Genomic DNA, 25,723 nt, shown 5'->3' on the forward strand with positions numbered 1-25,723 from the left:
GAGTTTTATAATGAGTGAACAAATGTGGTGGCGTGGTGCAGTAATTTATCAAATTTATCCGCGCAGCTTCTATGATAGTAATCAAGATGGTATCGGTGATTTACCTGGTATAATCAGTAAGTTAGATTACATTGCTAGTTTAGGCGTTGATGCTATTTGGATCTCGCCATTTTTTAAATCACCCATGAAAGACTTTGGCTATGATATTAGTGATTATCGTGATGTTGATGCTATTTTTGGTACTTTAGCCGATTTTGATGAATTAATTGCTAAAGCACATGAACGCAATATTAAAATCATGATAGATCAAGTGTTGAGCCATACATCAGATCAGCATCAATGGTTTATTGATAGCCGTGAAGACCAAAGCAATGATAAATCTGACTGGTATGTTTGGGCTGATGCTAAAGAAGACGGTACCGCGCCTAATAATTGGTTATCTATTTTTGGTGGTAGCGGTTGGACATGGGAGCCTCGTCGTCAGCAATATTATTTGCATAACTTTTTAACTAGCCAGCCAGATCTTAATTTTCATCAGCCAAAAGTGCGAAAAGCTGTGCTTGATAATGTTGAATTTTGGTTAAAGCGCGGTGTTGATGGTTTTAGGTTAGATGCGATAAACTTTTGTTTTCATGATGCTCAACTGCGTGACAATCCGGCTAAACCAAAAGCGTTAAGACAAAGTATCGGCTTTGATGAAAAAAATCCTTATGCTTATCAATATCATTATTTTAATAACACCCAAGATGAAAACTTAGTTTTTATTGAATCTATTCGAACCTTATTAGATCAATACCCTGGCACCGTCACTTTAGGTGAAATATCTTCAGAAGACTCATTAAAAACCATGGCAGAATATACCCAAGGTGATCATAGATTACATATGGGCTACAGTTTTGATTTACTGACCGATGAATTTTCCGCTACTTACATTAAGCAAGTTGTACAAACGCTTGAAGAGCGTGTGTCTGATGGTTGGCCTTGTTGGGCGATTTCAAATCATGACGTGCAACGGGTGATCAGTCGTTGGGGAAAAAGCCAAAATGCAGCGCAAAATGCTGATTTAGCTAAAATGCTATTCGCCATGATTTCCTCTTTACGCGGTAGTGTCTGTAGTTTTCAAGGGGAAGAGCTTGGCTTAACTGAAGCTGATATTGCTTTTGAAGATATTCAAGACCCTTACGGTATTACTTTTTGGCCGCAATTTAAAGGACGTGATGGTTGTCGTACGCCGCATCCATGGCAACATGATGAAATTAATGCCGGTTTTAGCCAAGCTAAGCCTTGGTTACCTGTGGCGGTTGAACATCAAGAAAAATCGGTGAATTTACAAGACAGTTCAGCAGACTCAGTGCTCAATAGTTATCGTCATTTTACCCAGTGGCGTAAACAACACAGTGCATTGCTTTATGGTGATATTACTTTTGTTGATTCGCCAGAGCCGATACTGGCTTTTATCCGACAAGATAGCGTTGAAAAACTCTTGGTGTGTTTTAATTTTAGCGATCAAACTCAAGCGTTCTCACTTGATTTATTCAGCGATGAACTCTTAGCGCTAAGCGATCATAACTTAACAACCGCTCAGGTTATTAAGGGCAAAACTGTTGACGGTAAAACGCTTGATAGCAGAATAATTTTACCTGCTTTTGGCTGTTTTTATGCTTCGTTATAACGTGATATAGAGAATATAAATGATGATAAAATTGTTATCCCTTTGCAGTTTATGCGCGCTAACCTTAGTGGTTAATGTAAAAGTATATGCTGGCGAAGTCAGTGAAAAATTTACGGCAAAAGCAGTTAAATTAGCGCCTTATCAACAACGAGAATTTCAGGATGAAATTTTTTACTTTGTCTTACCAGACCGATTTTACAATGGCGATAAAAGTAATGATTTAGGCGCAGCAGCAAATGATAATAAACGTGCTATATCACGTGGTGGCTTTGATAAAAAAAATAAAGGTATGTATCACGGTGGTGATTTAGCCGGGCTTACAGAGAAATTACCTTACCTTGATAATATGGGCATAAGCGCTATTTGGTTAACACCGGTATTACGCAATCAGGCGGTGCAAAACGGCAGTTCAGGTTATCACGGTTATTGGATTGTAGATTTTAGTGAGATAGACCCGCATTTAGGCACGAATGCAGCATTAAAAAACTTTATTGATAAAGCCCACGAGCGCAATATTAAAGTATTTTTCGATATTATTACCAACCACACAGCTGATGTTATTAAGTATAAAGAATGTCACAGCAGTGATGGCTTAACTTGGCTGCTTGAAGATAAAAACTGCCCGTTTAAGTCACTAGCACAACTTGCACAAGGCGATACCTATACAGCGTTTATTCCAACAGGTAGTGAAAACCTTAAAACACCAGCATGGCTTAATCGTGTTGATGTTTACCATAATCAAGGTGATTCTAATTGGGTAGGTGAAAGCGCCATTCGTGGTGACTTTGCCGGTCTTGATGATGTTGATACCAATAGTGAGAAAGTGGTTAAAGGCATGATTGATATTTACACGGCTATTATTGATGAGTTTAAACCTGACGGCTTTCGTATTGATACAGTAAAACACGTTAATATGGCTTTTTGGCAAACGTTTTCACCTGCCTTAATAGCACATGCCAAAACACAAGGTATTGATAACTTTTTTATGTATGGCGAAGTCTATAGCTTTGAGCCTGAGCTGCTAAGCCCTTTTACCGTAGAGGGAAAGCTGCAATCAGTTTTAGATTTTGCGCTACAAGGTGCACTTCAACAAACCTTGGTTGAGCAAAAAGGTACTGACGTGCTCGCAAAATTATTTGCTCAAGATTATTTATACCAAACGTCGCATCAGGATATTGAAAATACTAATGCAAACCAACTGGTTAACTTTACTGGTAATCACGACATGGGGCGCTTTGCTTATACCTTAAAAGAAAGTGACTATAACTACAGCGAAGCAGAGCAAATTCAACGAAATTTGTTAGCCCACGCCATGTTGTATTTTAGTCGTGGTGTGCCGGTTATTTATTATGGTGATGAGCAAGGTTTTGTTGGCGATGGTGGTGATCAAGCCTCACGCCAAGACATGATGCCATCTCAAGTGGTGAGTTATAATAATGATGATTTACTGGCAAGCAATCATACGACTGCAGATGATAATTTTGATACCAGCCACTTGTTTTATCAGAAATTTTCTCAGTATGCCGAGTTATACCAGCAATACCCGGCGTTACGTTTTGGCAAACAAAGTACGGTATACGCGCAAGGTAAACCCGGTGTTTTTGCTATTACGCGCTCACATACCTTTTCGTTAAATGAACAAGAAAAAGAGCAAACTTTACTGATTGTTTTTAATACCGCCGATCAGGTTAAATCACTTAAGGTACTTAATAGCGGTATTTATAACGATAAGCATGCGAAGCGGCTTTATTTATCAGCCGATAGCCAAGGCGATGATAAAATAGCCCCATTAAGCTTTGCTATTTATCAGTTGCCATAACCTACCATCAGGTTAGCAACTTTTATCTCAACCTTTTACTGACCTTACTGACGATACCTTAGACAGCCGATAACTAAACCGACGGTTGTTTATGCCTTTAACCAGGCATGCATTAACAAGGCAGGTATCTGAATGATTAACGCTACAATAGGGATCACGATATTCGTGGTTCTCTTCTCACAATCCAATTAGCGGTTCAATTCGGCGATTATAGTGCTGTTATTTATGTTTTCAGTATTTTCACTATCATCTTGAACACAGCTTATGAAATTTTTTTTTGATCATCGCGTTACACTTCTTAACAAGGCGAATACTTTTTTTCGGGTATTATCGTGTGTTTCCTCAGTATTTAATCCACTCTTTACAACACGATAAATATTTTATTCCCCATAATTTCCGAGAACTAATATGACATTACAAAAATCAATACTTGCCGCTGCCATCACATTGGCAACGTTTAACAGCTATTCAGCTTCTTTTCAGTTAAATGAAACCAGTGCTTCTGGCTTAGGTCGTGCATTTGCTGGTGATTCAGTGATCGCCGACGACGCGGCTGTTTTAGCGCGCAACCCAGCAGCCATGGCCTTATTCGACAAAAGCTCTTTTTCATTAGCAGCCACGTATATCGATCCCGGTGTCAATATTAAAGGTATGGATGCACCCGATATGCTTGGCGCAGACTACGATGTTAGTCAACTTGACCAAGATGGCGTGGTACCAACCGCTATTATTCCAGCCATGTATTTTATTAACCCGGTCAATGATACTTTTGCTTATGGTATTGGCATTAATTCAAATTTTGGCCTTAAAAGTGAATACGACAACGATTATGCTGCTGGCTCGATTGGTGGTAAAACCGACCTGAAAACGGTCAACGCTAATATCAGTGGCTCATACCGTGTCAATGCACAGCTTAGTCTAGGTTTAGGTATGAACCTAGTCTACGGTGAGGCTGAATTAATTAGGCATGCAGGCAGCGTGTTAAAAGCGGGTGTTACCATTCCTGGCGTTGGTACTCTTGTTGCACCAGTACCAACCAGTACTGAAATTGTTAATATGGCAGGTGATGATTTTGGTTATGGTTGGAATGCCGGTGTTGTTTATGAAATCAATGAAGATCACCGATTTGCGCTTTCTTATCGTAGTAAAGTAGAGCTTGCATTTGAAGGCGAATTTTCTGGACTTGCAGTACCGGAAACTGCTGCTAGCTTATCGGTAGATATGCCAGCCGTGTCAGAGTTTTCAGGTTTTCATCAAGTTACACCGCAATGGGCTACACATTACAGCATTATGTATACGCAATGGTCGAGTTTTGAAAAACTTGAAGCCTATGCCGGCAATGAACTAGCGTTTGAAAAGCAAGAGAATTTTGAAGATAGCTATCGCTTTGCTTTAGGCGCAACCTATGATGTTAATCCAGTACTCGCGTTAAGACTTGGTGTTGCGTTTGACCAATCTGCTGCTGAAGACTATCGTTCAATTTCAATACCTGATAGTGACCGATTATGGTACAGCGCTGGCGCTACATATCAGTTAAGTAGCACTGAGAGCATCGATTTTGGTATTTCATATATTAACGGCGATAATGTCGTGGTCACTGAAGAAGATGCTTTATTAGGTCAATTACCTGAATCACTTAGTGCATTTGTTGGTAATAAAGACTGGAGCTTTAGCTCAGAAGGTAACGCCTTGCTGTTGGCCGTGCAGTACAACAAAAGCTTTTAAGGTGATAAGGTGTTTTGCGCAGTTAATTAAACATTCACCTTATTTACCGGTAGTTTAAAGCGTTTTTTTAGCTTTATATCAGCTAAACAGTGCTTCAGTTAAAGCCAATCGTGTAGACGATTGGTTTTTTTATACTTAAGGTAAGTCTCCATTATTGATACGGGTTCTAACCTTTGATGCTGGTATGAGTAAAATAGCTTTATGCTATTACTTTGATTTAAAATAAACTTTCAATAACAGTTGGACGTTGACCTAAAATATTCGCTGTTTTGGCTAAACGTTCGATCTTATTTATTTACATTATGTCGACTTAATAACAGCAGCTTACAGATTAATGTAATGCTATACTTTTGACAATAACACGATATTCCAGTGACAAATATTCTACATTTAAGAGGTTTTTATGGCACAACAAGGTTCTGGCGGTAATGTTTTAGCAGCGATATGCAGTTTTTTTATTCCAGGTTTAGGCCAATTGGTGCAAGGGCGTTTACTGCCTGCTATTTTGTTTTTTGTTTTCGCCAGTATTTTCTGGGCACTTTCATGGTTAATCTTTCCGATTGCCTTCGCACTTATTACACACTTGTGGGCAATTATTGACGCGGCAAAATTCTCCAGCGGTAACAGATTTTGAAAACATTAAAAACGCAAAATAGCGCAGTATCAAGATTATACTTGGTTGTTATTGCCCTAGTGTTGCTGGTTGGTTGTCAATCGGCTTATTATTCTGCCATGGAAAAAGTGGGTGTGCATAAGCGCGATATTATGCTCGATCGAGTTGAAAACGCCCAAGGCGCTCAAGAAGATGCTCAGCAACAGTTCCAATCGGCATTAGAGCAGCTATCTCAATTGATAAATTACGACGGTGGTGATTTAACTACGCAATATGAATTGGTCAATGACCAATATCAAGCCAGTAAAGCTTCGGCTGAAGAAGTGGCTTCTCGTATTGATGCTATTGAAAGCGTTGCCGATGCGCTGTTTGCTGAATGGAATGAAGAAATTCAACAATATTCAAGTAATAGCTTAAAGCAAAAAAGCCAGCAAAAACTGAGAAAAACCGAGCGTAATTACCAAAGTTTAATTAAGTCGATGTACCGAGCTAAAGACGGAATGGCACCTGTGTTATCAGCCTTAAAAGATAATAGTTTATATCTCAAACATAATTTAAATGCGCAGGCTATTGGCGCCTTACAAGGCGAGTATAAAACTATTAAACGCGATGTTGAATCTTTAGTGTCAGAAATGAGTAAAGCGATAGCGCAATCACAGCAATTCATCAATTTGTTAAAAGCAGAATAGCTTGTGAAGCTTTTTATTTTACCGACCATGGTACTCACATTGCGATAGTTTTTTTGTCTTTTTATTATATATAATTAATCATGTAAAACAGGAGCATAAGCAAACTACTTTGTGTATAGCTCTGTGTTATTTCTTCAACGTATAGGAATCCAACATGGGTCGTTATTTTAAACGCCTTAGTCAAATTTTAGTTATTAGCTTTATTCTCCTTTATGGTCTTATTTGGTTACTCTCACCGATTATAATTCGTTATGCTCTCAATACCTATGGACTGCCAAAGCCTTTATTGCTAACTTCTGCATCTAGTATTCGCTATAACCCATTTACAGCTCATTTAACTATTAGTCATTTAGAAGTTAAGACTAATCAGCAAAGCAGCGCACTTAAACTGCAAAGTCTGAACGCAGAATTACATTTACATCAGTTATTGTTTGATAAAATTTATGTTGCCGAATTTACGGTCAATGGCCTATTTATTCCTGTTACGGTCAATGAGTCGTCACTCAATGTTGCTGGTATTGAATTACGTAGCGAAAATTCACCGCCGTTAGCAACAGAAGCAGAAACAGAGCAAGCAAGCACTGACTTTCCTTATCAAGTTATTATCCCTGAATTTACTTTGACCGATGCTCACATCGAATTAGTGCATTTTTCACAAACACATAACATTCAATTAGATTCCTTTTCTTTACAGAACATTTTACTTGCACAAAATGAACAAGAGATTAAATTAAATTTAGTCAGCCATTTAAATGGCGCACTGATAGAAGTTGCTTTAGATGGTCGTTTGTTGAAACAACAAGGCCAAATTAGTATAGATTTGAATGCGAAAAATATTGCCTTAAGTTCAGCAAAAACTTTTTTGCCTAGTTCTATATCAGCATTTGATGGCAAAGTAAGTTTTGCCAGTAAAATGGATATTGTTATCAGCAATGAGCAAACATCAGTCAATACTAGTGACCTAATAGCCTCAGTTGATGATCTGCATGTCGAGCAAAATAATATTGCTCTAGCTATTAAGCGTCAAAAAATTCAAGTGCAAGATTTAGCGGTGTTATTACAGCCAAATAAACCCATCAATGTTGATGTCATGTTGAATTATGTTATTGAAGGGCTTGCGGCAAAATCGAAAGAGAATAATGCGCTCTTAGCTGAAATAGCAAATGTATCAGCCAATAATATTGCCCTTCAATACCAGCAAAACATGGCTAAAGTAACGATTGAAAATGTGCAAGTGGCTAACAGTGAGTTTTCAAAAAATAGGCAACAAAATATGCCAGCATTAGCCGCCTTTAATAGCTTGTCGGTAAATAATATTGAGTATACGCCTGAGCTTATCGCCGTTAATAATATGACGTTATCCGGACTTGTGGCTAATGTTTTATTAGATAAAGAAAAGCAATTGGCGACACTGGTTGCGCTTGCAAATAACGAGGATACAAAAACACTTGGCACTGAGCAAGAAAGTAAAACGGCTGATAATGAGCTTGTTACACAAGAGCTGGTAGTTGATGAAACGAATAAACCTGTTAAGCCTATATTTAGACTAGGGCAGTTTAGCTTGCTTGATGGCGCACAGATAGACTTTAAAGATACTAGTGTTATGCCGTATTATGAGCGCAAGGTTAACATTACTCATTTGCTTTTGTCAGATGTTGATAGTGGCAAGCCTGAGCAGGAAGTTGTGCTTAATATACAAGGAAAAAGCGATAAATATGCTAGTTTTGACCTAAAAGGGCGAGGCTTACCCTTTGCTCCCCAGCAGAAGTTCACGCTAGATGCTGTGGTTAAAGAGGTGAGTTTACCGGGTATTTCTAGCTATATTAAAGAGGCTTTACAATACGAGATTGAAAGTGGCCAACTTGATATAACGCTTAAAGCCGCCTTGACGGGTAAGCAACTGAATGGTGATATTGATTTATTACTTCGAGGTATAGAGTTCACTTCAGCGGATGATCATGAAAGAGGTGTGATAAAAGAGCAATTTAGTGTGCCATTTAATGTTGCTTTGGGTATGTTAAAAGACTCTGATGGTAATGTAGCCTTGTCGCTACCACTCACTGGCGATACCAGTTCACCTTCATTTGGCTTGTCAGGCTTGTTAACGTTATTGGTTAAACAGGCGACGATGTCAGCGGCAAAAGATTATTTGATCACCACGTTTGTCCCTTATGCCAGTGTGATGAAAGTTGCCATGGCAGCAGGTGAATTTGCCCTTAAACTAAGAATAAACGACTTAACTTATCCGGCCAGCGCAACTGAATTGAATACGGAACAACTGGAATTTAGTCGCCAAATGTCTGTGATGCTTGCCGATAGAGACAAGGTTAATGTTAAGCTTTGTGCTGTAGCAACCGCGAGCGATATTGCATTGACTGATGCTTCACAAGCGCATCAGCCAGAAAACATAGCGCGCTTAAATATACTATCGCAACAACGTGTGGAGATATTTAAAGCGCACATGGTTGAGCAATTAAAAGTTCCTTCAGCACGGCTTTTGTTTTGTACGCCACAAATAGACACTTCAAACGGGGCTAAACCACGTATAAAGTTTGTTATTTAGGTTATTTACTTGCTTAATAAGTCGTTCACTTAATTAATCAAATGAGTCTAACTTTAGTGTTTATAAAAAAAGTAGGGCTGTTATTTTATAACAGCATCAAGCATCAAGTATAAAGGGATAGCAAGAAGTGCCATAGTTATTCTATGGTTAGTTTCTTCGCATACAACACAAGTATAAGGCAAGACCAGCTTAAATTGATACGACAATAACTGCTACAACAGTTGCTGCAACAGAGCGAAATCTCTCGTACTTGTGTGTTAAAAATTCGGCTAATACGCCGAATTTTTTGCTTTTAATTAATGCTTACGATTGACTTGTGGCTTGAGTTAAACGTTGAAAAAGTTTTTCAGCTTGTACTCTTTCACTAAATATTGATGTGTTATCTAAGCTTTTTTTAAGTACGGTTAATGCTTCTTTGTTACGTTCAAGCTTGGTCAATATGAAGGCTAAATGATAAGTAATACTTGGGTTGTTTGAGTCCATAGCATAAGCATTTCGTAGTAGGTTTAAGGCTAAGTCATAATCGCCTTGTTGAGCGATGATCCAAGCATAAGTATCTGAAAATGCGGCTGACGTCGAGTTAATCTCAACGGCTTGCTTTGCGTAAAACCTAGCTGATTCCAAATCTTCAAATTGTAAAATATTGGCTAAATTATTTAATATCGCCGCCTGATTTTCTAGCGATTTAACGCTAGCCAGTTTTTCGTAGTGTGGCTTAGCGGCTAATAAATTGACATTATTTAAATAATGATCAGCAAGTAAATTGCGCGCTAAATGGTAGTCAGGAAAATCTTCCAGCAGTGCAGTTACCAGCTGAATAAATTCATCATTTTTTATATTTAGCTGCGCGAGTTGATAGAGTTTGATTAATGCTTGGGTATTTTTCTTATCAAGTATTAAGGTTTTAAAGTAATACGCTTGAGCGGGTAGAAATTGTTGTTGGGCATAATAATAATGGCCACGAAGTAGTGCCGTAAGACTATTTTTTGGATGTTGTTGTTCAATGCTATTTAAAAGCTTGTTGCTTACAACATAATCTTGCAAAATTAAATTTATATTAACCAGCGCAAATTCAATGTTAAGTTTATCAGCTGAGTTACCCTCTAGGGTAGAAAGAGCTTGCTCAAGACTCACCTTACTTGCGACTAACATGTTTGCTTTAGCTTGAAGTTCGGCTAACGCATAAAAGTCTTGTGAAGACTTTGCCAAACTCGATAATATATCTATTTGCTTGTTGCTGTTGTCTTGTTCTTTTAAGGCTAAGTAAACTTGCGCTTTTAAGCGTACATATTTAGGATTTAAAAAACTTAACTTGGTTAATTGATCCAATAAACTCATTGCCGCTATGTTCTTTTGCTGGCTAATATAAATATACAGCAAAGTCTCCAATGCAGAGATGTTGCTTTGTTCTTTTTGTAACAGCTGAACAAGTGTTGCAATGGCGTGGTCAACTTCGCCCAAATCTCGATTGATTTTTGCTTGCAATATTAATACCTGACTTGCATTGGGGGTGCGTGCTAATAAGTCATGACAAATAGTTAACGCTGGCGCGAGTTGATTCACTAAGGCAAGGGCAGAAGCTTTATTGAAAAGGCTGGTATAATCATTGGGTTTTATCACTAAAATTTGTTCAATAATGGTTAATGCTTCAAGCCATTTGTTTTGTGCTAAAAGCAGTGTAGATTTCAATTTTAAGTAATCACTATTGTTTACATCAGTTATCAGTAAGTTATCTGCGATAAGCATTGCAGCAGCAATATTATTATTTTCTTTTAAAATTAGCGCTTTGGTGATCAGTAATTTTGGATGTGCATCTAGGTCGAGCGCACTATCAAGTAAGGCTAAAGCGCTAGTTGATTGGTTAAGACGAGTTAACAATAGCGCTTCTGCACTAAGATAGTCAGCTGTTTTTTGAAAGTGAACAGGCAAATTATTTAACATTTGTTCAGCTTTAAAGAGTTTATTTTTTTTCAGGTATATTTCTACTAACTGCAGTGATAATTTTAGATCATTTTTAATTAACGCTGGCTTATTTTCAAGTGTCGTTTGTGCTTTAGACCACTGCCCTTGGCTTATATAGATAGAGACTAGTAAATTAATGGCAAATAAGTCGTCTGAATTATCCTTTAGATAAGCTTGCAGTTGTGTTTGTGCTAGCTCAAAATCCCCTTTGACATAAGCACTGACACTAGCGACATAGAGCAACGACTGATTACTTTGCTTGTCTTCATCACTCAGTAAAGATAAGCGATTGCTGATGTCGTCTAAAATTAAGCGAGACTCTGCTTCTTGATGGTTATTTGATAGCAGTCGGCTTTTTAGTAAGAGTGCGAAGGGGTCTTCAGGGCTATTTTTTAGCACTAAATTAATAATGCTTAAGGCATCATTTATACGATTTTCACCGGTATATACATTAGCAAGTGTACGTTGAATAAAGGGGTCTAATGGCGCAAGCTGATAGGCTTTTTCCAATGCGATTAAGGCCTGCTTATATTCAAATTTGGCTATGTGTAATTGCCCTTGCAAATACCAACCTTTTGCATCTTCAGGAAATAAAGATAACAGGTGGGTTATTTTTTCATTTGCTTGGAGGTGTTTTTTTTGCGCTAAAAAATGAGTGGAGAGGCTTTGTAGTACCTTAATGTTATCTGGCGCTATCACATAGGCTTGTTGTACATATAAGTTGGTTTTTTCTATTTCGCCTAAAGCACTATAGGCATTAGCAGCTAATAATAACCATTGTAAGTGGTTGTTGTTATCTAACTTTCCTAAATCGTTTAATGCAACCACTTGTTGGTATTGTTTAGATAACATCAATGCGTTAGCTAATTCATTTAATATTAAATTGATGTCGGCACCATTGCTTAACGCTTCTTGATATAAGCTTGCGCTGTCAGTGTAATGATGCTTTTGTAGTAGTATTTTTGCCATTAATAATTGGCTGGGTAAGTCATCAGGCGTATTTTTTAAAGCATTTTTTAGATGTATATAAGCCGCTTCTATTTCACTGGCATTAAATGCGATGTGGGCTTTTTCATAGTCATAACTGGCATAACTTGCATAACTAAAAGGAATGACCATCATTGACAATATTAAAACGGTATAGCGCATAGTACCTCGGGTTTCTTTAAAAGTAGTGTTGATATTGAAAATTTTATAATAGAATTTTTAGTAAAAATAATACGCGAGCAGAAATGAAAAAAAGATGGTCAAAGCCATCTTTTTTATTGATCAGGGTTAAGTGCGGCGTTTACCAAAACGCACTAAGCAGATTAACGCGATTAAAAACATGACTATCGTATTAGGCTCAGGTACTTGCGCTGGATCACTAGCTGATTTGCTGAAAGAAACACCAGATAGCTTCATTCCATCATTACCTTCCCATGCGGCATTACCACCAAATACAGAATTTAATGCGCCAATTAACCACATAGTTGAATACTGGTCCTGAGTATTACCATGAAAATTTGAGTAATAACCACTAGCATTTTCGACTTGAGCATAATCTGACTTTAGGGTATGGCCACTTGCTAAGCCAGCCCAAGTTTTGTTATTTAAACTGTTAAAATTAGTCAACACTGAATTATCTAACGCTGCTACACTGACTTGGGTTTGGCTTGCACTTTTTGCTATCCAGCTATAGCTTGCACTGACTAATGATACTGCTTCAGAAAAAGACAATAGAAAGAAGTCATAGTCTTTATAACCACAAGTACCAAAATTATCTGCAGAATGGCTGTATGTATTGCAGTAACCACCATGTTGTTCGTCTTGATTTTGCATAGACCAACCACCATTAAATTTATCAAAATCTACAGCGCGTTTAATTGCACTGTCTTGACTACGATCGGTTGATAAATTAGCGGTATCAGACCAGCCAGAGACATTAATAGTTACGCCATCGACGTTAACATCAAACTGATTAAAGTTACTTCTTGTTTCATTTACGTGACCAAAACCTGCGGTTGTGGTACTTGCTAATGCAGACCCAGAGAGTAATAACAATCCTGCCATCATTAGCCTTGTGAACGAATACCTCATTAATCTACTCCTATAATTCTTTATTAAATGTATATTAATATTTTCGACATATACAACGCGTTAAGCAAAAAGCAGGCCGATATACTTTGTTCTTTACTTACAGTTAGTTATGTTTATGTTTTTTTTGAACTGTAAAAAAAGCTGACAATATTTTAAGGTATTTATACTAATGACTCGCATTTCACTGCTTTTAACTTTAATCTATTAAAAAATAACAGTTATTATGGTGTGATGTGAAGATAAGTTGCTCGAGAATTTGGTGCTTAGTTACTTTTGAACTTTTACGTTTGTTTACCACTAAGCGTGGCTTATTGGCGTTATCAGCCTTTGCCACAATCTGGTTTATTATCTTGTATTATTTTGTTGGCTCTGCGTCTTCAATGGTTATTTCGCCTTCATTTGAAAGCATGGCGTCGCAACTGTTTGGTGCTCTGGGACTAACGGCACTGTTAGATTGGCCGGTCGCTGAATACGCTATTTATTGGTTGGTGGCGGTATATTTTTTCCCAAGCTTTGCTTTATTGGTCTGTAGCGATCAGTTTTGTTCAGATAAGCATCGTGGCACATTAAGGTTTATCACCCTAAGAACAACCCGAGCCGAGTTAGTATTAGGGCGTTATTTAGGTCAGCTGCTTATTATAGCGATATTAATATTGCTGACCTCAATAGCGACAACTGTATTAGCCAGTGTGCGAGATGTAACACTTTTATCGGCCAGCCTACAGATAGGTGCTAAATTATCTTTAGAATTATTAATTGTTGTTATGCCGTTTATTGCCTTAATGGCATTGCTTAATAACTTGGTTAATTCAGCGCGACTGGCGATAGTTGCCGCCACATTATTTTTTGCTTTAGGCCCCTTGGTGCTTGCTTTTATTCAATATCAATTTGGCCAAGTTTTTTATCTAAACTGGCTGTTTCCAGGTGAGCAAATAAGCAGTATTTTATCGCAAAATAACATGGTAACTAGCCAATATTTATTACCTTTAATACAGACCACTTTGTTATTAATGACCAGCCATTTCCTGATGAAGAGGGCATCACTATGAGTTTAATTATCGATGTTCAACAAGTCACGAAACGATATGGAGATAAAACAGCCCTAAACAAGGTTGAGTTTTCCTTAGAAAAAGGTGCGCCAGTGGCTTTAGTGGGCCCTAATGGTGCAGGTAAAACCACTTTGTTCAGCTTGTTATGTGGCTATATTCAGCCATCATCAGGCAAGATTAGTATATTAGGACATGCCCCTGGAAATTCAGCGCTGTTTGGGCGTTTGTCAGCCTTGCCCCAAGATGCCCAATTAGACCCTAGGTTTACGATTGCGATGCAATTAAACTTTTATGCTCGCTTACAAGGTATGAGCAACAAGTTGGCTAAAAAAGATACGGCTAGGGTTTTAGACATGGTAGGTTTGTCGGATGCATTAACTAGCCTACCAAGTGAGTTATCGCACGGTATGCGAAAACGCGCAACCATAGCGCAAGCCTTATTAGGTAGCCCGGAAATTGTCATGTTAGATGAAGCAACCGCTGGGCTTGACCCTGCTAATGCTAGAGAGATACGCGCTATTGTTAGTGAGCATGCCAGCGACGTTAACTTTATTTTAAGCTCTCATGATCTGAGTGAACTTGAGCGACTATGTGATCAGGTGCTTTATCTCGATAATGGTCAGTTAAAACAGCATCAAACGCTGAATAATAATGACAGTGCTGGATTTTTAACGCTGAGAATGAAACAAATTTATCCAGAAATTATACCGGTAATATTACAAATTCCTGGGGTTAGTCAGGTGGCTATGACACAAGATAAAGAATACTTACTTACCATCAGTAATGAGCAAGGTAAGCTAAGTATTGAAATGAATTTATTAACGGCTTTAGCAAGCAATAATTGGTCTTATACTCAACTTATTAATGGTAAAACACTTGAAAACCAATTGTTTTAACGAAAAAACATCTGAAATTTTTTGATGGGAATATCACTGTTGTACTACTCACTTACCTCGTTAAGGGTAAATAGATAAAGACCATTTCCTGCGTTATGGATTTCAACCATATGTCTATATCGCTGTCGGTGATTAAGTTAATACAGGGTGCAGCCGTAGAGAATAACTCTTCTTGGCGGTGCAACCCTATCTCGCTCTACCTTCATTATCCATGCCTTTTAGCTAATCTTTTATTGATTTGCAAAAAGTTGCCTATTTAAGAGGAGCGGGTATATATTCTCCCTCTAAGCTCGCTGGTATTTGGCCATTAGATAAATTATTAAGCCAGCTTAGATACTGCTCATAAGACATAGGTTTAGCATAGTAATAACCTTGGCCAATATCGCAACCAAAACTGCGTAAAGTTTCTTCATCTAAGCTGCTATTGATACCTTCTGCGACCACTTCTAAGCCTAGCCCTTTTGCCATTTTTACTGCAGTTTCCGCAATAACTTTACGTTTATTATTGCTACAAACATTTTCAACAAATTCTCGGTCTACTTTTAACTCTTGGAACGGCAACTGATTAATTTGCGACATGGAAGCATAGCCAGTACCAAAGTCGTCAAGACTAATCGTAATACCTAATTTAATAAGGTTTTCTATGGTTTCTATTGCGATGTTATTTTGTGCAAAAGAAACAGATTCTGTTAATTCGAAAATGATTTTTTCTGCTTTAATATCACTGAGATTAATTATCTTGGTGATGTCATCAATAAAATTTTCTTGAATAAGGTCTTTACCACTGATGTTGATAGACACCATGTGATTGAGACCCGTATGTTGGGTTAGCGCTGCTTGTTGACTCAAAGCTGTTTCTACTACCCATAAGGTTAATGAGGGTATTAAACCAAAGTCTTCCGCGACAGGAATAAAAATGTCAGGTGAAACATGACCAAGCGTTGGATGCTGCCAGCGAATTAAACATTCACTACCACAGACTTTATTGGTTTTTAAATCGATCTGCGGTTGATGAAATAACTCAAATCCTTGCGTTGTTATTGCTTGTTGTAGGTCAATGGCCAACTGTATTGATGAAGGACTACTTTGGTTATCTTTTGGCGTGAAGTAAGCCCATTTATTTTGCGTTAACTCAGCTTTATTTGCGGCAATTGACGCGTTATTGATCATACTTGTACTTGAGCTATCATGAGCAGAAAAGTTTGCTAAACCAACATACGCGGATAATGGCAGTTTGAGATCTTTAATATAAAAAACATCACGAACGGCTTGCTGAATTGAGTTAACAAATAGTGCTATATCTTGCTCGTTAGGTGAATTGTCAATGACGATAGCCAAGCTGCTATTTTCGAGATAGCAGAGTTTCTCAAATTGCTCAGTGATATTAAGTACAGCATCATTAAACCTGAACAATGAAGATAATTTTAGATAGACCTGTTGAAAGAATTGGATGCATATTTGTTCATTGATATACAGTTCGATACGGTGAAATTGCTCTGGTTTGATCACTATTACAGTAAAGTCTTGCTTACCTTCTTCTATTAGCTGACTGATTTTATGGTCTAAATTTGTTTGTCTCGGTAAATGGTTACTTTGGTGGTAGGCAACCATAGTTAGCTTTTCTTGCTCATTGCGGCGAATACGCTCAGCTAAGGCAAATGACATAAAAGTTACTTCAATCATGATGGCAAATAGGAGTGCATTACCCGTTAAAAAGCTATATTCAAGCTGATTAAGCAGTACCATAGGTTGAATAACACCGCCAATTAATAAGGGCAACCAGGACAAGAAGTAAAAACGTGCCCATAAAAAATCTCTTTTCAGGCGGTTAAGAATTAAGAAGAGTGTGACAATGTAAAATATTGGCTGCAGAGAGAAAAAAAGTTTAATTTGTGTTAATTCGTCGAGTGAAAGAGAATATAGCCCTAATAAACTTAGAACAATACTAAATACAATTGAATATTTGTAAGCCCAATGTTTTAAACGGTCATAACGTAAAAAATAAACCGTAAATAACAGTAAGAAAATAATGAGTAAAAAATGTGTAAAGATAATATATTTATTGAGTAACTGCATTACCTGGTCGGAGAAAAGAAAATATCCATAACCTGTTAATGAGGACAGTGCTGCAAAAGCAGATAATAAGTAACCAATATACAATAAATAAACTTTATCTTTGTCAGCAAAAAATAATACTAAGTTATATATTGCCATGATGAGTAATATGCCGATAAATGCGCCATATATTAATTGAGATAGCATTACTCTTTGTTCGAAGTCTTGCGGGGTAAATAACAGCAGAGGAATATTAGGAGGACCAGAGTTTTTCACTTTTATCAGGTATTCACTATGGCCGAATTGATTCAGTTGTAGTCTTGCATAAGGGTAAACATTTTGGCTTAACGCTTTTGAGTTGGCGCGTTTATGATAAATTTCTTCTGGCGCAGTTAAGGCGTTTAGTTGATAAACGATAAAAACATCAAGCATACTATGTTCGGCCATCAATATTAGTTGCTTGTTGCCACTATCTTGAATAAAGCTTTCTGGCGCGCTGGCAGTTATCGATGTTTTATTAATAGGATAATGCAGGGATAGTTTTATCCAATAACTTTGCTGTGCTAATGTATAAGGAATACTATTTAATTTACTAGCGATAAAGTCAGTATTACTTAAGACATTATTAAGATCAGTATTGTTAGTTTTATCAATGTAATAGCTGCTATTAATAGTAACGTCACTATTTAGTCCGCTGATGTTTTTTTGGTCAATATTATGAATAAGGCCAGCAAAGCTTACAACAATAGCAAGTAAAATGATGGCAATTAAAGCGGTGGAAATTCTTTTGCTGAATTCGGAAAATATCAAGAAATACATACTCATCTAAGTGAATGATAATTCAAAATGTTGGCCTTGCGGTTAACTTTCAAGACTCACCACATTTTCGTTACGGCACACATCATTTCGCTCAACAGCTTGTAGTCTAATGCTTAGCTTATTAGATATTTTTACTAGATTATATTACCTTGCTATACAGAATAATTGCACGTTAAAGGTGCTACATTGTACAAATAACAAAAAAGTACAACTAACGCTATAGCCAGTAAAAATAAGCAGTAAAAAAATCGTCAGTTCAATAGTCGCTAAAAAATTTAATATTTCGATTACCAACAATGTAACAGAAATATGACTATCAAGTCACTGTTTTAGTATTAATGAAATAATTTATGAATAAAATTCAACGACTAGGGCGTAAAATAAGCTTGTCAGATATAAAGCTTTTGCTGGTCTATTTTATTGATCAAATCAAAAATACGCAAATAATTAGCGGTAAGTGGAATTAACTTGATAAATATGGATTTCACTAAGGGTGTTGTTATCAAAAAAAATACAAGCTTAGCAGGCAAGCTTTTTATCTGGCGTGTAGTGCAAGCCATTAGCGCGTAAAAAGCATGAAATTGGCTATGTAATCCGTGTGGTTGAATATAAAGCGGGGGCAAATTTTGCTCGAGATAATTAACCTTTAGGCGAGGACAACTTTGTTCTTTTAGGGACTTATTCTGATGAGACTGTCGTTATCCCAGCGGGTAGTTATTTTTTGTAATCCTAAAGGCTTTGTACACGCAGCTTTTAGTGTCGATGGCTGTAGACTGCGGGTTAAGTGAACAACACCTTTATTGTTATTATTAAGATTAATATTGGCAATAAAGGTATTGCAATTATTTGACTACATAGTGATATTTAGATCTTTGATGATAATGAATAGTGTTTTAATGCTCTTTAATCTATTAATGAAGTCATACGTGGAGAAAAAGTATAGCGATTAATTTGTTTTTTGTTGGGTTCACATTGAGCTAAGCGGCTAGTACTGGGTAGTAATAACCACTCCCTTCGATGCGCATAGCCGACAGGTAGTGCCTTGTTGAGATCATAACAAACATGCATTGCTCTTTTATAGGTTAACACAAAACGTTTTTGGTTCTCACCCTGCCATTTCCACGCAGCTCGATATGAAAGTTCATCTTTTGTATGATACCCAAAATGAGAAAAAGTATAGGGGCTAAAATAAATTAATTGCTCCTTTAATCCTATTATGGCTAATTCACTATTTTTTGGGATTTTTTTTGTTATTTCCAAATAGACATTTTTAGGTGTTTTAACCGGATTTAATAATTGATATCCCCAAGTGCTATAGAGTATCCAGACCATTGACGAGGCAATAGGCCAACTTAACCACCTATGGTTTCGATAAGTCAACCACGCTGTTATTTGCCCAATAGCACCAAGTGTAAACAAGTAAAACCACGGCGTAATATGGTATTTTTCAGTTAATTTCAATGTTGATTTTATTTCAACTATTCCTACAATACCAGTAAGTAAAGCGCACAATGAACTGATAAACACAAAGGACCAAATCAGTAATTTTGGCCATTTTTTAGAAAGTATCGAGGACAAATAGGGTGCTACTACCAATGACAGCATGGGTAAGGCTGGTAATAAATATACCCCGCGCTTTCCTGGACTATAACTAAAAAAAATAACAACAAGCACTACCCAGCCTAATAGCAGAATAATTCTGCGATCCAGTTGTAATATTGCACGGTACCAGTGTTTGATTAGCCAAGGTAATAAAAGACACGTAGGCAGCCAAAAAATAGGAATAACCTCAATCAGGTAATACCAAAAAGGCTTAAGGTGGTGCCAAGCATTGGCATAACGCTCCCCAGTTTGTTTAAATAAAATGTTATCTCGGTATTGTTCTAAAAGTGGATTTTGCGATTGCTCCACCCAATAAAGCATTGGGATTAACCATAGTAAGGTAGTCCCTAGTAATACTAGTAGGCCTGTTAACCAACGCCATTCTCCTTTAATTTCAGATTCTTGTGGGGCAATAATTCGTAATGCGACATAGGGAATAAGCATGAATATAGGTAAAAAACCAACACCTTTTGTGATGATGCCAATTCCCATAAAAAAGCAGGCGGTAAAGTACCATCGCCAATTTTCACCCAGTAATAAATGGCGGGCCAAGCCATAGCAGCCTATGGTGATCCAACAACAAACCATGGCATCAATTTGTGCCGCTTTTGCTTGCAGGACAAACTGTATGGTAGACAGCAATAGCAAGGAGGCATACCAACCTATTTGGCTAGACCATAATCTACGTCCTAAATCGTAAACAAGAAAGCAAGTTACAATAGAGCAAATTGCTGATGGAAGTAAAAACGAAACGGTAATCGAATCGGTTAACCAATAAAGAATAGCGATACTCCACATAAAAACAGGAGGTTTGTCGGGATACAGCTCGCCACCACGCATGGGGAAAAACCATTGGCCTGTTTCAACCATTTCACGTGCAACTTGTGCGAACCTAGGTTCATCAGCTGGCCAGGGGTCACGCAAGCCGATACCGACAAGAATAATGCTCAGCGCAATAATAAAAAGCCAAATCAAGTTAAACTGGTGTTCTTGTCCTGTTTTAAAGTGCTGTTTGTTGAACCAATAAGCTGAGTTAATCATCAAGGGCGTAATCTTTTTATGTTAATTTTTATGAAAATTTCATTGAATAGCAATAACCTTTCACGCTAGCCAGCATTCATTAAGTTTTTGGCATAGAAGGCTTTATACCACTTTACAAATCGCTCAACGCCAACCGTAACAGTTACTTGGGGTTTAAAACCTGTGATTTGAAATAGCTCATCTACTTCAGCATAAGTTTGATAAACATCACCGGGTTGTATAGGTAACATGTTTTTATGTGCTTTTACTCCTAGTGTGCTTTCTAATGATTCGACAAAAGAAAGTAGGTTAACTGGTTGGCCGTTGCCTATGTTATATATTTTATAAGGGGCTTTTTCTGATTTTGGTATCACATCCTGTATGCGAAAAATACCTTCAACAATATCATCAACATAAGTAAAGTCTCTCCACATGTTACCGTTATTATAAAGATCAATCGCTTCATTATTTATTATTGCTTTAGTGAACTTGAAAAGTGCCATGTCAGGCCTTCCCCACGGTCCGTATACTGTAAAAAACCTTAACCCTGTTGTTGGAATCTTATATAAATGTGAGTAGCTATGTGCCATCAACTCATTTGATTTTTTAGTGGCAGCATAAAGTGAAATTGGGGTGTCTACTGAATTTTTTGTACTATAAGGTACTTTGTTATTGAGTCCGTAAACTGAACTAGATGAAGCATAAATCAAGTGCTCAACATTTGTACGGCGACACCCTTCAAGAATCGTAAGGTGCCCAACTAAATTGGCATCGGCATACGCCATCGGATTATCTATGGAATACCTTACCCCTGCCTGCGCTGCAAGATGAATGACACGGTTGAATTTTCCCTCTTTAAATAGGCTTGCTACACCATCTCTGTCGGCAATATCTAATTTAATAAAATGAAAGTTAGAGTTTTTGTCAAGCTCCTTTAAGCGAGCATACTTCAATTTAACATCGTAGTAGTCATTTATGTTATCAATACCGACAACACTTATACCTTGTTGACACAGTTTATTAACAACATGAAAACCAATAAATCCCGCGGCCCCAGTAACGAGTATCTTCATACCATATTCCTCTTAATACTGTCTCCTCTGCCTATTGCGTAATAAGAGAATCCTTTTTGAGTCAGTAACTTATCATCGTATAAATTTCTCCCATCAATAATGACGCTATAATTTAATTTTTGTTTAATCAAGTCAAAATCAGGCGTCCTGAATTGGCCCCACTCGGTACAAATAACCAAAGCATCGGCATCGTTTAATGCTTGCTCTGCATTGTTTACTAAATTTAAATTTTCACAGAGACCAAAAATTTTATGACATGCTGCATTGGCTTCAGGGTCGTAGGCTTGTATTTTTGCCCCGGCCTTTAATAATGAGCGAATTAAAGTAATGGCAGGTGCTTCACGCACATCATCTGTTTCAGGCTTAAAAGCTAGTCCCCATATGGCAACAGTTTTGCCCATTAAGTCGTGGCTAAAGTGGAGAGCTAAATAAGAAAAAAGTTTCTGTTTTTGTTGCTCATTTATTGCTTCAACGGCTTCAAGTATATGTGGTTGATAGTCAAGGTTATGGGCACTGTGAATTAATGCTTTTATGTCCTTTGGAAAACATGATCCACCATAACCACAACCTGGATAGATAAATTGATAACCAATACGGGAGTCAGCACCTATACCTTGTCGCACAGACTCTATATCAGCTCCCATTCGTTCTGCAATGTTGGCCATTTCATTCATAAAGCTAATTTTTGTCGCTAACATACAATTTGCTGCATATTTGGTTAATTCAGCTGAACGTACGTCCATAGTAATAATGCGATTTCGGCTACGATTAAAAGGTGCATATAATGCGCTTAAAGTGGTTATGCTTTCTTGATCGCATGTGCCTAAAATAATTCTTTCAGGTCGTAAACAATCATTAACTGCCGCTCCTTCTTTTAAAAATTCTGGATTAGATACCACCTGAAAATTAAAAGACTGTTCTCGTGCAAGTAATACAGTAGATATTGTATTATGTATCTTATCGGTTGTGCCTACTGGCACAGTTGATTTATTGACAATAATTTGAGGTGATTCCATATACAATGCAATAGACTGAGCTACTGAAAGCACATACTGTAAGTCAGCTTCCCCAGTAGACTTTGCCGGAGTGCCAACAGCAATTATTTGAATAGATGAGTGTTTAACGCCTATTTGAGCATGTGTTGTAAACGTTATTAAATTTTGTTTGTGCGCTTTATTTATCAGGGTAGATAAACCTGGTTCGTGAATTGGAATAATCCCCGATCTTAAATCACTAATTTTTATTTCATCGATATCAACACACATCACATTATGGCCAACAGATGCTAATGCAGCTGCTTGTACTAAGCCAACGTAACCAATACCATATATCGTTACCTTCATAAATTTCCTTATTTATTTGACAGACAAGCTGATTGAATTTTGTGAATAAAGTGAAGAATATTATTCGGTTACACTATTCTGCAAGAGCGTTTTTTATGTTGTTTGTATAGTAAAGCACTGAGCAAAGTGGAAATAATAAACAGTATGATACTCAAGCTTATCTTCCAATAGGAGAGAACTTGTACACCACTACCCGCTAAGGAAAAAACGATCATTTGCGGTAAATAGCCAATGAATGATCCTGCGATGAATGGTTTGAGCTTGATCTTGGCTGCACCAGCTACTGAGTTAGTGAGTAAATTACTACCGACAGGCAATGACCTTATAATAATGGTTTTACTAAAGGTGTACTGGTTTAAGAAATGATAAACTGCATCAAGTCGAACAGGATGTTTTTTAATGATAAATGGCCGAATAATAAAGCGAGCTATATAGAAACTAAGTAAACAGCCAAGTGTTGTCGCAACAGTTGCTACTAAGGTGCCATAGGTAAAACCAAATGCGTAACCACCTAGGAAAGCAACCATTTGGCGAGGAAATCCACAAGCGGTTGTTAATACACCTATAATAAGGAAGTACAAAAAACCGTTAATGCCGTTATTGGCTATTTCATTATCTATCCATAACTCATTTATATACTCCGACAATAACCCGGTACTTATCGCTAACGCAGTGAAAAGAAATAAAACAAAAACAATTGTTTTTGTTCCTAAACTTGTTATCGAAAGCATAAAATCTCTCTACTATAACTTTTCAATGATAGTGGTTTGTTTATGTCGGCGTTGAAGCCAACAAACGGCAAACATATCTATAATACCTACCCACAAGCGGTTCCACATATTGTATTTAGAAATACCCGCTTGACGGTCTCTGTGATCAACTTCCACGACAACAATTTTTCCATGCAAGCGATGAATAAGTGCAGGAATAAAACGGTGCATATGATCAAAATAAGGTAATAACTGGAAGGTATGTTTTGGGAAAATTTTTAAGCCACAACCCGTATCTGGAGTGCCGTCATTGAGTATGGCTGAACGGACTCGATTTGCTACACGTGACTGAAATCGTTTCCATGGGGTATCTTTCCTGTTCTTGCGATAGCCGGCAATACAAAAATGCTCACCATGGTTAAATTCAGCTGCTTTACAAAGCAATGCTGGAATATTCGCGGGATTATTTTGGCCGTCGGCATCGAGTGTAACAATTAGCTCTCCTGATGCCGCTTGAATACCATTATAAACAGCAGTGCTTTGTCCGACACTTTCAGCATGTTTTAATATGCGAAGGACAGCATAACCATTGTCCTTAAGTCGCTTAATTTCTTCATAAGTGCCATCAGTACTGCCATCATCAACATAAATTATTTCAAAGTCAGCTAAATCACCGATGGCGTTATATATTTCTTCAACTAAAGGCTGAATATTTTCAATTTCATTCTTAGCGGGGATCACGACAGAAAGCATTAGTAGTTATTTCCTTGAAAGTATCAGAATTTTAGTTAAGTTAACTTAACTAAATAGTGTAGAACATATCTTCAAAAACTTGTGATTTTAAAATTTTTCACTAACTTTTTTCACTAACTTTTATAGTAACTTGGAAGCAAAAAGTTTGTCATGGCTGAGTGAGAGTGTCTTTGTAATGTCAGCAGACAGGCCTATTCTTGTGACAACAGATTGGATGCTTGTTATATTATGGCGCTCTTTGATGATTGAACTGATTTTGATTAACATACACATAGGCCAACTCATAGAGCGAAAAAGAGCAAAAAAAAGTTGCTTAGTGTCTTTGTAAGTACGCAATATTCTCTGTTTTTAAATACCAACACTCTTTAAAATTAGTCCATTAATAATTGCTATGGTCAAGGCATGTTAAAGCTAGGTGTAGCAGGGCAAACGGAAAAATTGGTCAATAAAGCGTTATTGTTTAAGCTTGCAGTTCACCGCTAATTGGCGAGATATAGCTAAAGTTCGTTGCTAAGATAGCCTGTAATTTATGAGGAATAAAAAACATGTGCGGTCGGTTCAATATGACCTTTGATAAGGGTGTTAAAAAACTTTATACCAGCTTAAAAATTAACAAGGTAATTGATAATCCTATTGATAGCCGTTGTGTAAAAGCGGCGGATACCATTTCCATTGTCAGGAATGTAGGTGAACAACGGCGTGTGGAAAATGCTACTTGGTGGTTATTGTTAGACCAAACGGAAAATGATTTTAAACCGTCTAAATTCACTTCATTTAATACACGATATGATAAGTTAAATACCCCAAGAAGTGCAGGTTATCAAGCGTACCGTAGTTCACGATGTGTTATTGCGGTTAAAGGTTTTGGTGAAACTGAATTTGTGAATAAAAAACCTATACATTATTACGATATGGCAGCAGAGTCTGGTGGTTTAATACTTGGCGGTTTGTGTCGTGAATGGAAGCACCAAACAACAGGTGAAATAAAACTTAGCTGCTCGGTTATTACCTTGCCACCACACCCAAAGCTGATGAAAATTCACAGCAAAGCAATGCCGCTAATCCTACCGCAAGAATCACTATTAGTAGATAGGTGGCTAAATACTCAATTTAATGAGGTTGAGCAATTTGAACACTTGCTAAAACCCCATATTCCACAAAATCTTATTGCTCACCAGATTGATAAACCTATGACTTATAAAACGATCTCAGAGTCACAGCTTATTAACCATGATTGATTCGATATGGTGGCCTTAACGTTCAATCAAACCAGAGCCAGCT

17 protein-coding genes are annotated in these 25,723 nt (G+C 37.4%); 9 read left to right on the forward strand and 8 right to left on the reverse strand.

Translation table 11 applies throughout. The features are described 5' to 3' along the window. The first annotated feature begins 10 nt into the window (after window positions 1-10). The 6 genes from H4J61_RS15150 to H4J61_RS15175 all read left to right on the forward strand — a co-directional run bounded on the left by H4J61_RS15150 (window position 11) and on the right by H4J61_RS15175 (window position 9,081). Window positions 11-1,672 carry an alpha-glucosidase gene (locus H4J61_RS15150; RefSeq protein ID WP_182185886.1) on the forward strand — a complete coding sequence of 554 codons (1,662 nt, stop codon included), beginning with the start codon at window positions 11-13 and terminating at the stop codon, window positions 1,670-1,672. 19 nt (window positions 1,673-1,691) lie between these two features. Then, complete coding sequence (locus tag H4J61_RS15155; protein ID WP_182185888.1) at window positions 1,692-3,491, forward strand: alpha-amylase family glycosyl hydrolase; 1,800 nt, start codon at window positions 1,692-1,694, stop codon at window positions 3,489-3,491. 408 nt (window positions 3,492-3,899) lie between these two features. Then, window positions 3,900-5,216: an outer membrane protein transport protein gene (locus H4J61_RS15160; RefSeq protein WP_182185890.1), complete on the forward strand. Its 1,317-nt coding sequence runs from the start codon at window positions 3,900-3,902 to the stop codon at window positions 5,214-5,216. Between the two features lie 403 nt (window positions 5,217-5,619). Next, a complete protein-coding gene (locus tag H4J61_RS15165; RefSeq protein ID WP_182137753.1) occupies window positions 5,620-5,850 on the forward strand; it encodes a hypothetical protein in 231 nt (76 codons plus the stop codon). Then, a complete protein-coding gene (locus H4J61_RS15170; protein ID WP_259363366.1) occupies window positions 5,847-6,518 on the forward strand; it encodes a DUF2959 domain-containing protein in 672 nt (223 codons plus the stop codon). The genes H4J61_RS15165 and H4J61_RS15170 overlap by 4 nt, the downstream gene beginning before the upstream one ends. A 154-nt stretch (window positions 6,519-6,672) precedes the next feature. Further along, on the forward strand, window positions 6,673-9,081 hold the full coding sequence (locus tag H4J61_RS15175) for a DUF748 domain-containing protein (RefSeq protein ID WP_182185893.1): 2,409 nt from the start codon (window positions 6,673-6,675) through the stop codon (window positions 9,079-9,081). A 303-nt stretch (window positions 9,082-9,384) separates the two neighbouring features. Here H4J61_RS15175 and H4J61_RS15180 read toward each other — a convergent pair whose 3' ends face one another. Together H4J61_RS15180 and xdp1 are read right to left on the reverse strand one after the other, a co-directional pair. Then, window positions 9,385-12,192, reverse strand: coding sequence for a tetratricopeptide repeat protein (locus H4J61_RS15180; RefSeq protein ID WP_182185895.1), 2,808 nt, complete (start codon window positions 12,190-12,192; stop codon window positions 9,385-9,387). A gap of 126 nt (window positions 12,193-12,318) precedes the next feature. Further along, window positions 12,319-13,122, reverse strand: coding sequence for an exosortase-dependent surface protein XDP1 (gene xdp1 / locus H4J61_RS15185; protein ID WP_182185897.1), 804 nt, complete (start codon window positions 13,120-13,122; stop codon window positions 12,319-12,321). A gap of 233 nt (window positions 13,123-13,355) precedes the next feature. Here xdp1 and H4J61_RS15190 point away from each other — a divergent pair, with 233 nt between their 5' ends. Both H4J61_RS15190 and H4J61_RS15195 read left to right on the forward strand, forming a co-directional pair. Then, on the forward strand, window positions 13,356-14,171 hold the full coding sequence (locus H4J61_RS15190) for a hypothetical protein (RefSeq protein ID WP_182185899.1): 816 nt from the start codon (window positions 13,356-13,358) through the stop codon (window positions 14,169-14,171). Next, a complete protein-coding gene (locus H4J61_RS15195; RefSeq protein ID WP_182185901.1) occupies window positions 14,168-15,067 on the forward strand; it encodes an ABC transporter ATP-binding protein in 900 nt (299 codons plus the stop codon). Before H4J61_RS15190 ends, H4J61_RS15195 begins: the two co-directional genes overlap by 4 nt. A gap of 252 nt (window positions 15,068-15,319) precedes the next feature. Here H4J61_RS15195 and H4J61_RS15200 read toward each other — a convergent pair whose 3' ends face one another. From H4J61_RS15200 to H4J61_RS15225, 6 genes are all read right to left on the reverse strand, one after another. Beyond that, the gene (locus tag H4J61_RS15200; protein ID WP_182185903.1) at window positions 15,320-17,932 is read right to left on the reverse strand and encodes an EAL domain-containing protein; all 2,613 of its coding nucleotides are present in this window, start codon (window positions 17,930-17,932) and stop codon (window positions 15,320-15,322) included. Window positions 17,933-18,844: 912 nt separating this feature from the next. Beyond that, complete coding sequence (locus tag H4J61_RS15205; protein ID WP_182186065.1) at window positions 18,845-20,584, reverse strand: glycosyltransferase family 39 protein; 1,740 nt, start codon at window positions 20,582-20,584, stop codon at window positions 18,845-18,847. 65 nt (window positions 20,585-20,649) lie between these two features. After that, window positions 20,650-21,636, reverse strand: coding sequence for an NAD-dependent epimerase (locus H4J61_RS15210; protein WP_182185906.1), 987 nt, complete (start codon window positions 21,634-21,636; stop codon window positions 20,650-20,652). Then, window positions 21,633-22,979, reverse strand: coding sequence for a UDP-glucose/GDP-mannose dehydrogenase family protein (locus H4J61_RS15215; protein WP_182185908.1), 1,347 nt, complete (start codon window positions 22,977-22,979; stop codon window positions 21,633-21,635). The genes H4J61_RS15210 and H4J61_RS15215 overlap by 4 nt, the downstream gene beginning before the upstream one ends. Window positions 22,980-23,047: 68 nt before the next feature. Beyond that, on the reverse strand, window positions 23,048-23,710 hold the full coding sequence (locus tag H4J61_RS15220) for a TVP38/TMEM64 family protein (protein WP_182185911.1): 663 nt from the start codon (window positions 23,708-23,710) through the stop codon (window positions 23,048-23,050). A gap of 12 nt (window positions 23,711-23,722) precedes the next feature. Further along, the gene (locus H4J61_RS15225; protein WP_182185913.1) at window positions 23,723-24,442 is read right to left on the reverse strand and encodes a glycosyltransferase family 2 protein; all 720 of its coding nucleotides are present in this window, start codon (window positions 24,440-24,442) and stop codon (window positions 23,723-23,725) included. A 545-nt stretch (window positions 24,443-24,987) separates the two neighbouring features. Between H4J61_RS15225 and H4J61_RS15230 the strand changes: the two genes are divergently transcribed. Next, on the forward strand, window positions 24,988-25,680 hold the full coding sequence (locus H4J61_RS15230) for an SOS response-associated peptidase family protein (RefSeq protein WP_182185915.1): 693 nt from the start codon (window positions 24,988-24,990) through the stop codon (window positions 25,678-25,680). Window positions 25,681-25,723 lie beyond the last annotated feature (43 nt).

It is taken from the genome of Colwellia sp. MB3u-4 (assembly GCF_014077065.1).
Classification (GTDB): Bacteria; Pseudomonadota; Gammaproteobacteria; order Enterobacterales; family Alteromonadaceae; genus Cognaticolwellia.

What these genes read in the sequence shown, in the direction of transcription:
- H4J61_RS15160 (WP_182185890.1), top strand. Translation starts at nt 3,900, where the DNA reads ATGACATTACAAAAATCAATACTTGCCGCTGCCATCACATTGGCAACG.
- H4J61_RS15195 (WP_182185901.1), top strand. Translation starts at nt 14,168, where the DNA reads ATGAGTTTAATTATCGATGTTCAACAAGTCACGAAACGATATGGAGAT.
- H4J61_RS15165 (WP_182137753.1), top strand. Translation starts at nt 5,620, where the DNA reads ATGGCACAACAAGGTTCTGGCGGTAATGTTTTAGCAGCGATATGCAGT.
- H4J61_RS15150 (WP_182185886.1), top strand. Translation starts at nt 11, where the DNA reads ATGAGTGAACAAATGTGGTGGCGTGGTGCAGTAATTTATCAAATTTAT.
- H4J61_RS15180 (WP_182185895.1), bottom strand. Translation starts at nt 12,192, where the DNA reads ATGCGCTATACCGTTTTAATATTGTCAATGATGGTCATTCCTTTTAGT.
- H4J61_RS15205 (WP_182186065.1), bottom strand. Translation starts at nt 20,584, where the DNA reads ATGATTAACTCAGCTTATTGGTTCAACAAACAGCACTTTAAAACAGGA.
- xdp1 (WP_182185897.1), bottom strand. Translation starts at nt 13,122, where the DNA reads ATGAGGTATTCGTTCACAAGGCTAATGATGGCAGGATTGTTATTACTC.
- H4J61_RS15225 (WP_182185913.1), bottom strand. Translation starts at nt 24,442, where the DNA reads ATGCTTTCTGTCGTGATCCCCGCTAAGAATGAAATTGAAAATATTCAG.
- H4J61_RS15210 (WP_182185906.1), bottom strand. Translation starts at nt 21,636, where the DNA reads ATGAAGATACTCGTTACTGGGGCCGCGGGATTTATTGGTTTTCATGTT.
- H4J61_RS15215 (WP_182185908.1), bottom strand. Translation starts at nt 22,979, where the DNA reads ATGAAGGTAACGATATATGGTATTGGTTACGTTGGCTTAGTACAAGCA.
- H4J61_RS15230 (WP_182185915.1), top strand. Translation starts at nt 24,988, where the DNA reads ATGTGCGGTCGGTTCAATATGACCTTTGATAAGGGTGTTAAAAAACTT.
- H4J61_RS15220 (WP_182185911.1), bottom strand. Translation starts at nt 23,710, where the DNA reads ATGCTTTCGATAACAAGTTTAGGAACAAAAACAATTGTTTTTGTTTTA.
- H4J61_RS15175 (WP_182185893.1), top strand. Translation starts at nt 6,673, where the DNA reads ATGGGTCGTTATTTTAAACGCCTTAGTCAAATTTTAGTTATTAGCTTT.
- H4J61_RS15155 (WP_182185888.1), top strand. Translation starts at nt 1,692, where the DNA reads ATGATGATAAAATTGTTATCCCTTTGCAGTTTATGCGCGCTAACCTTA.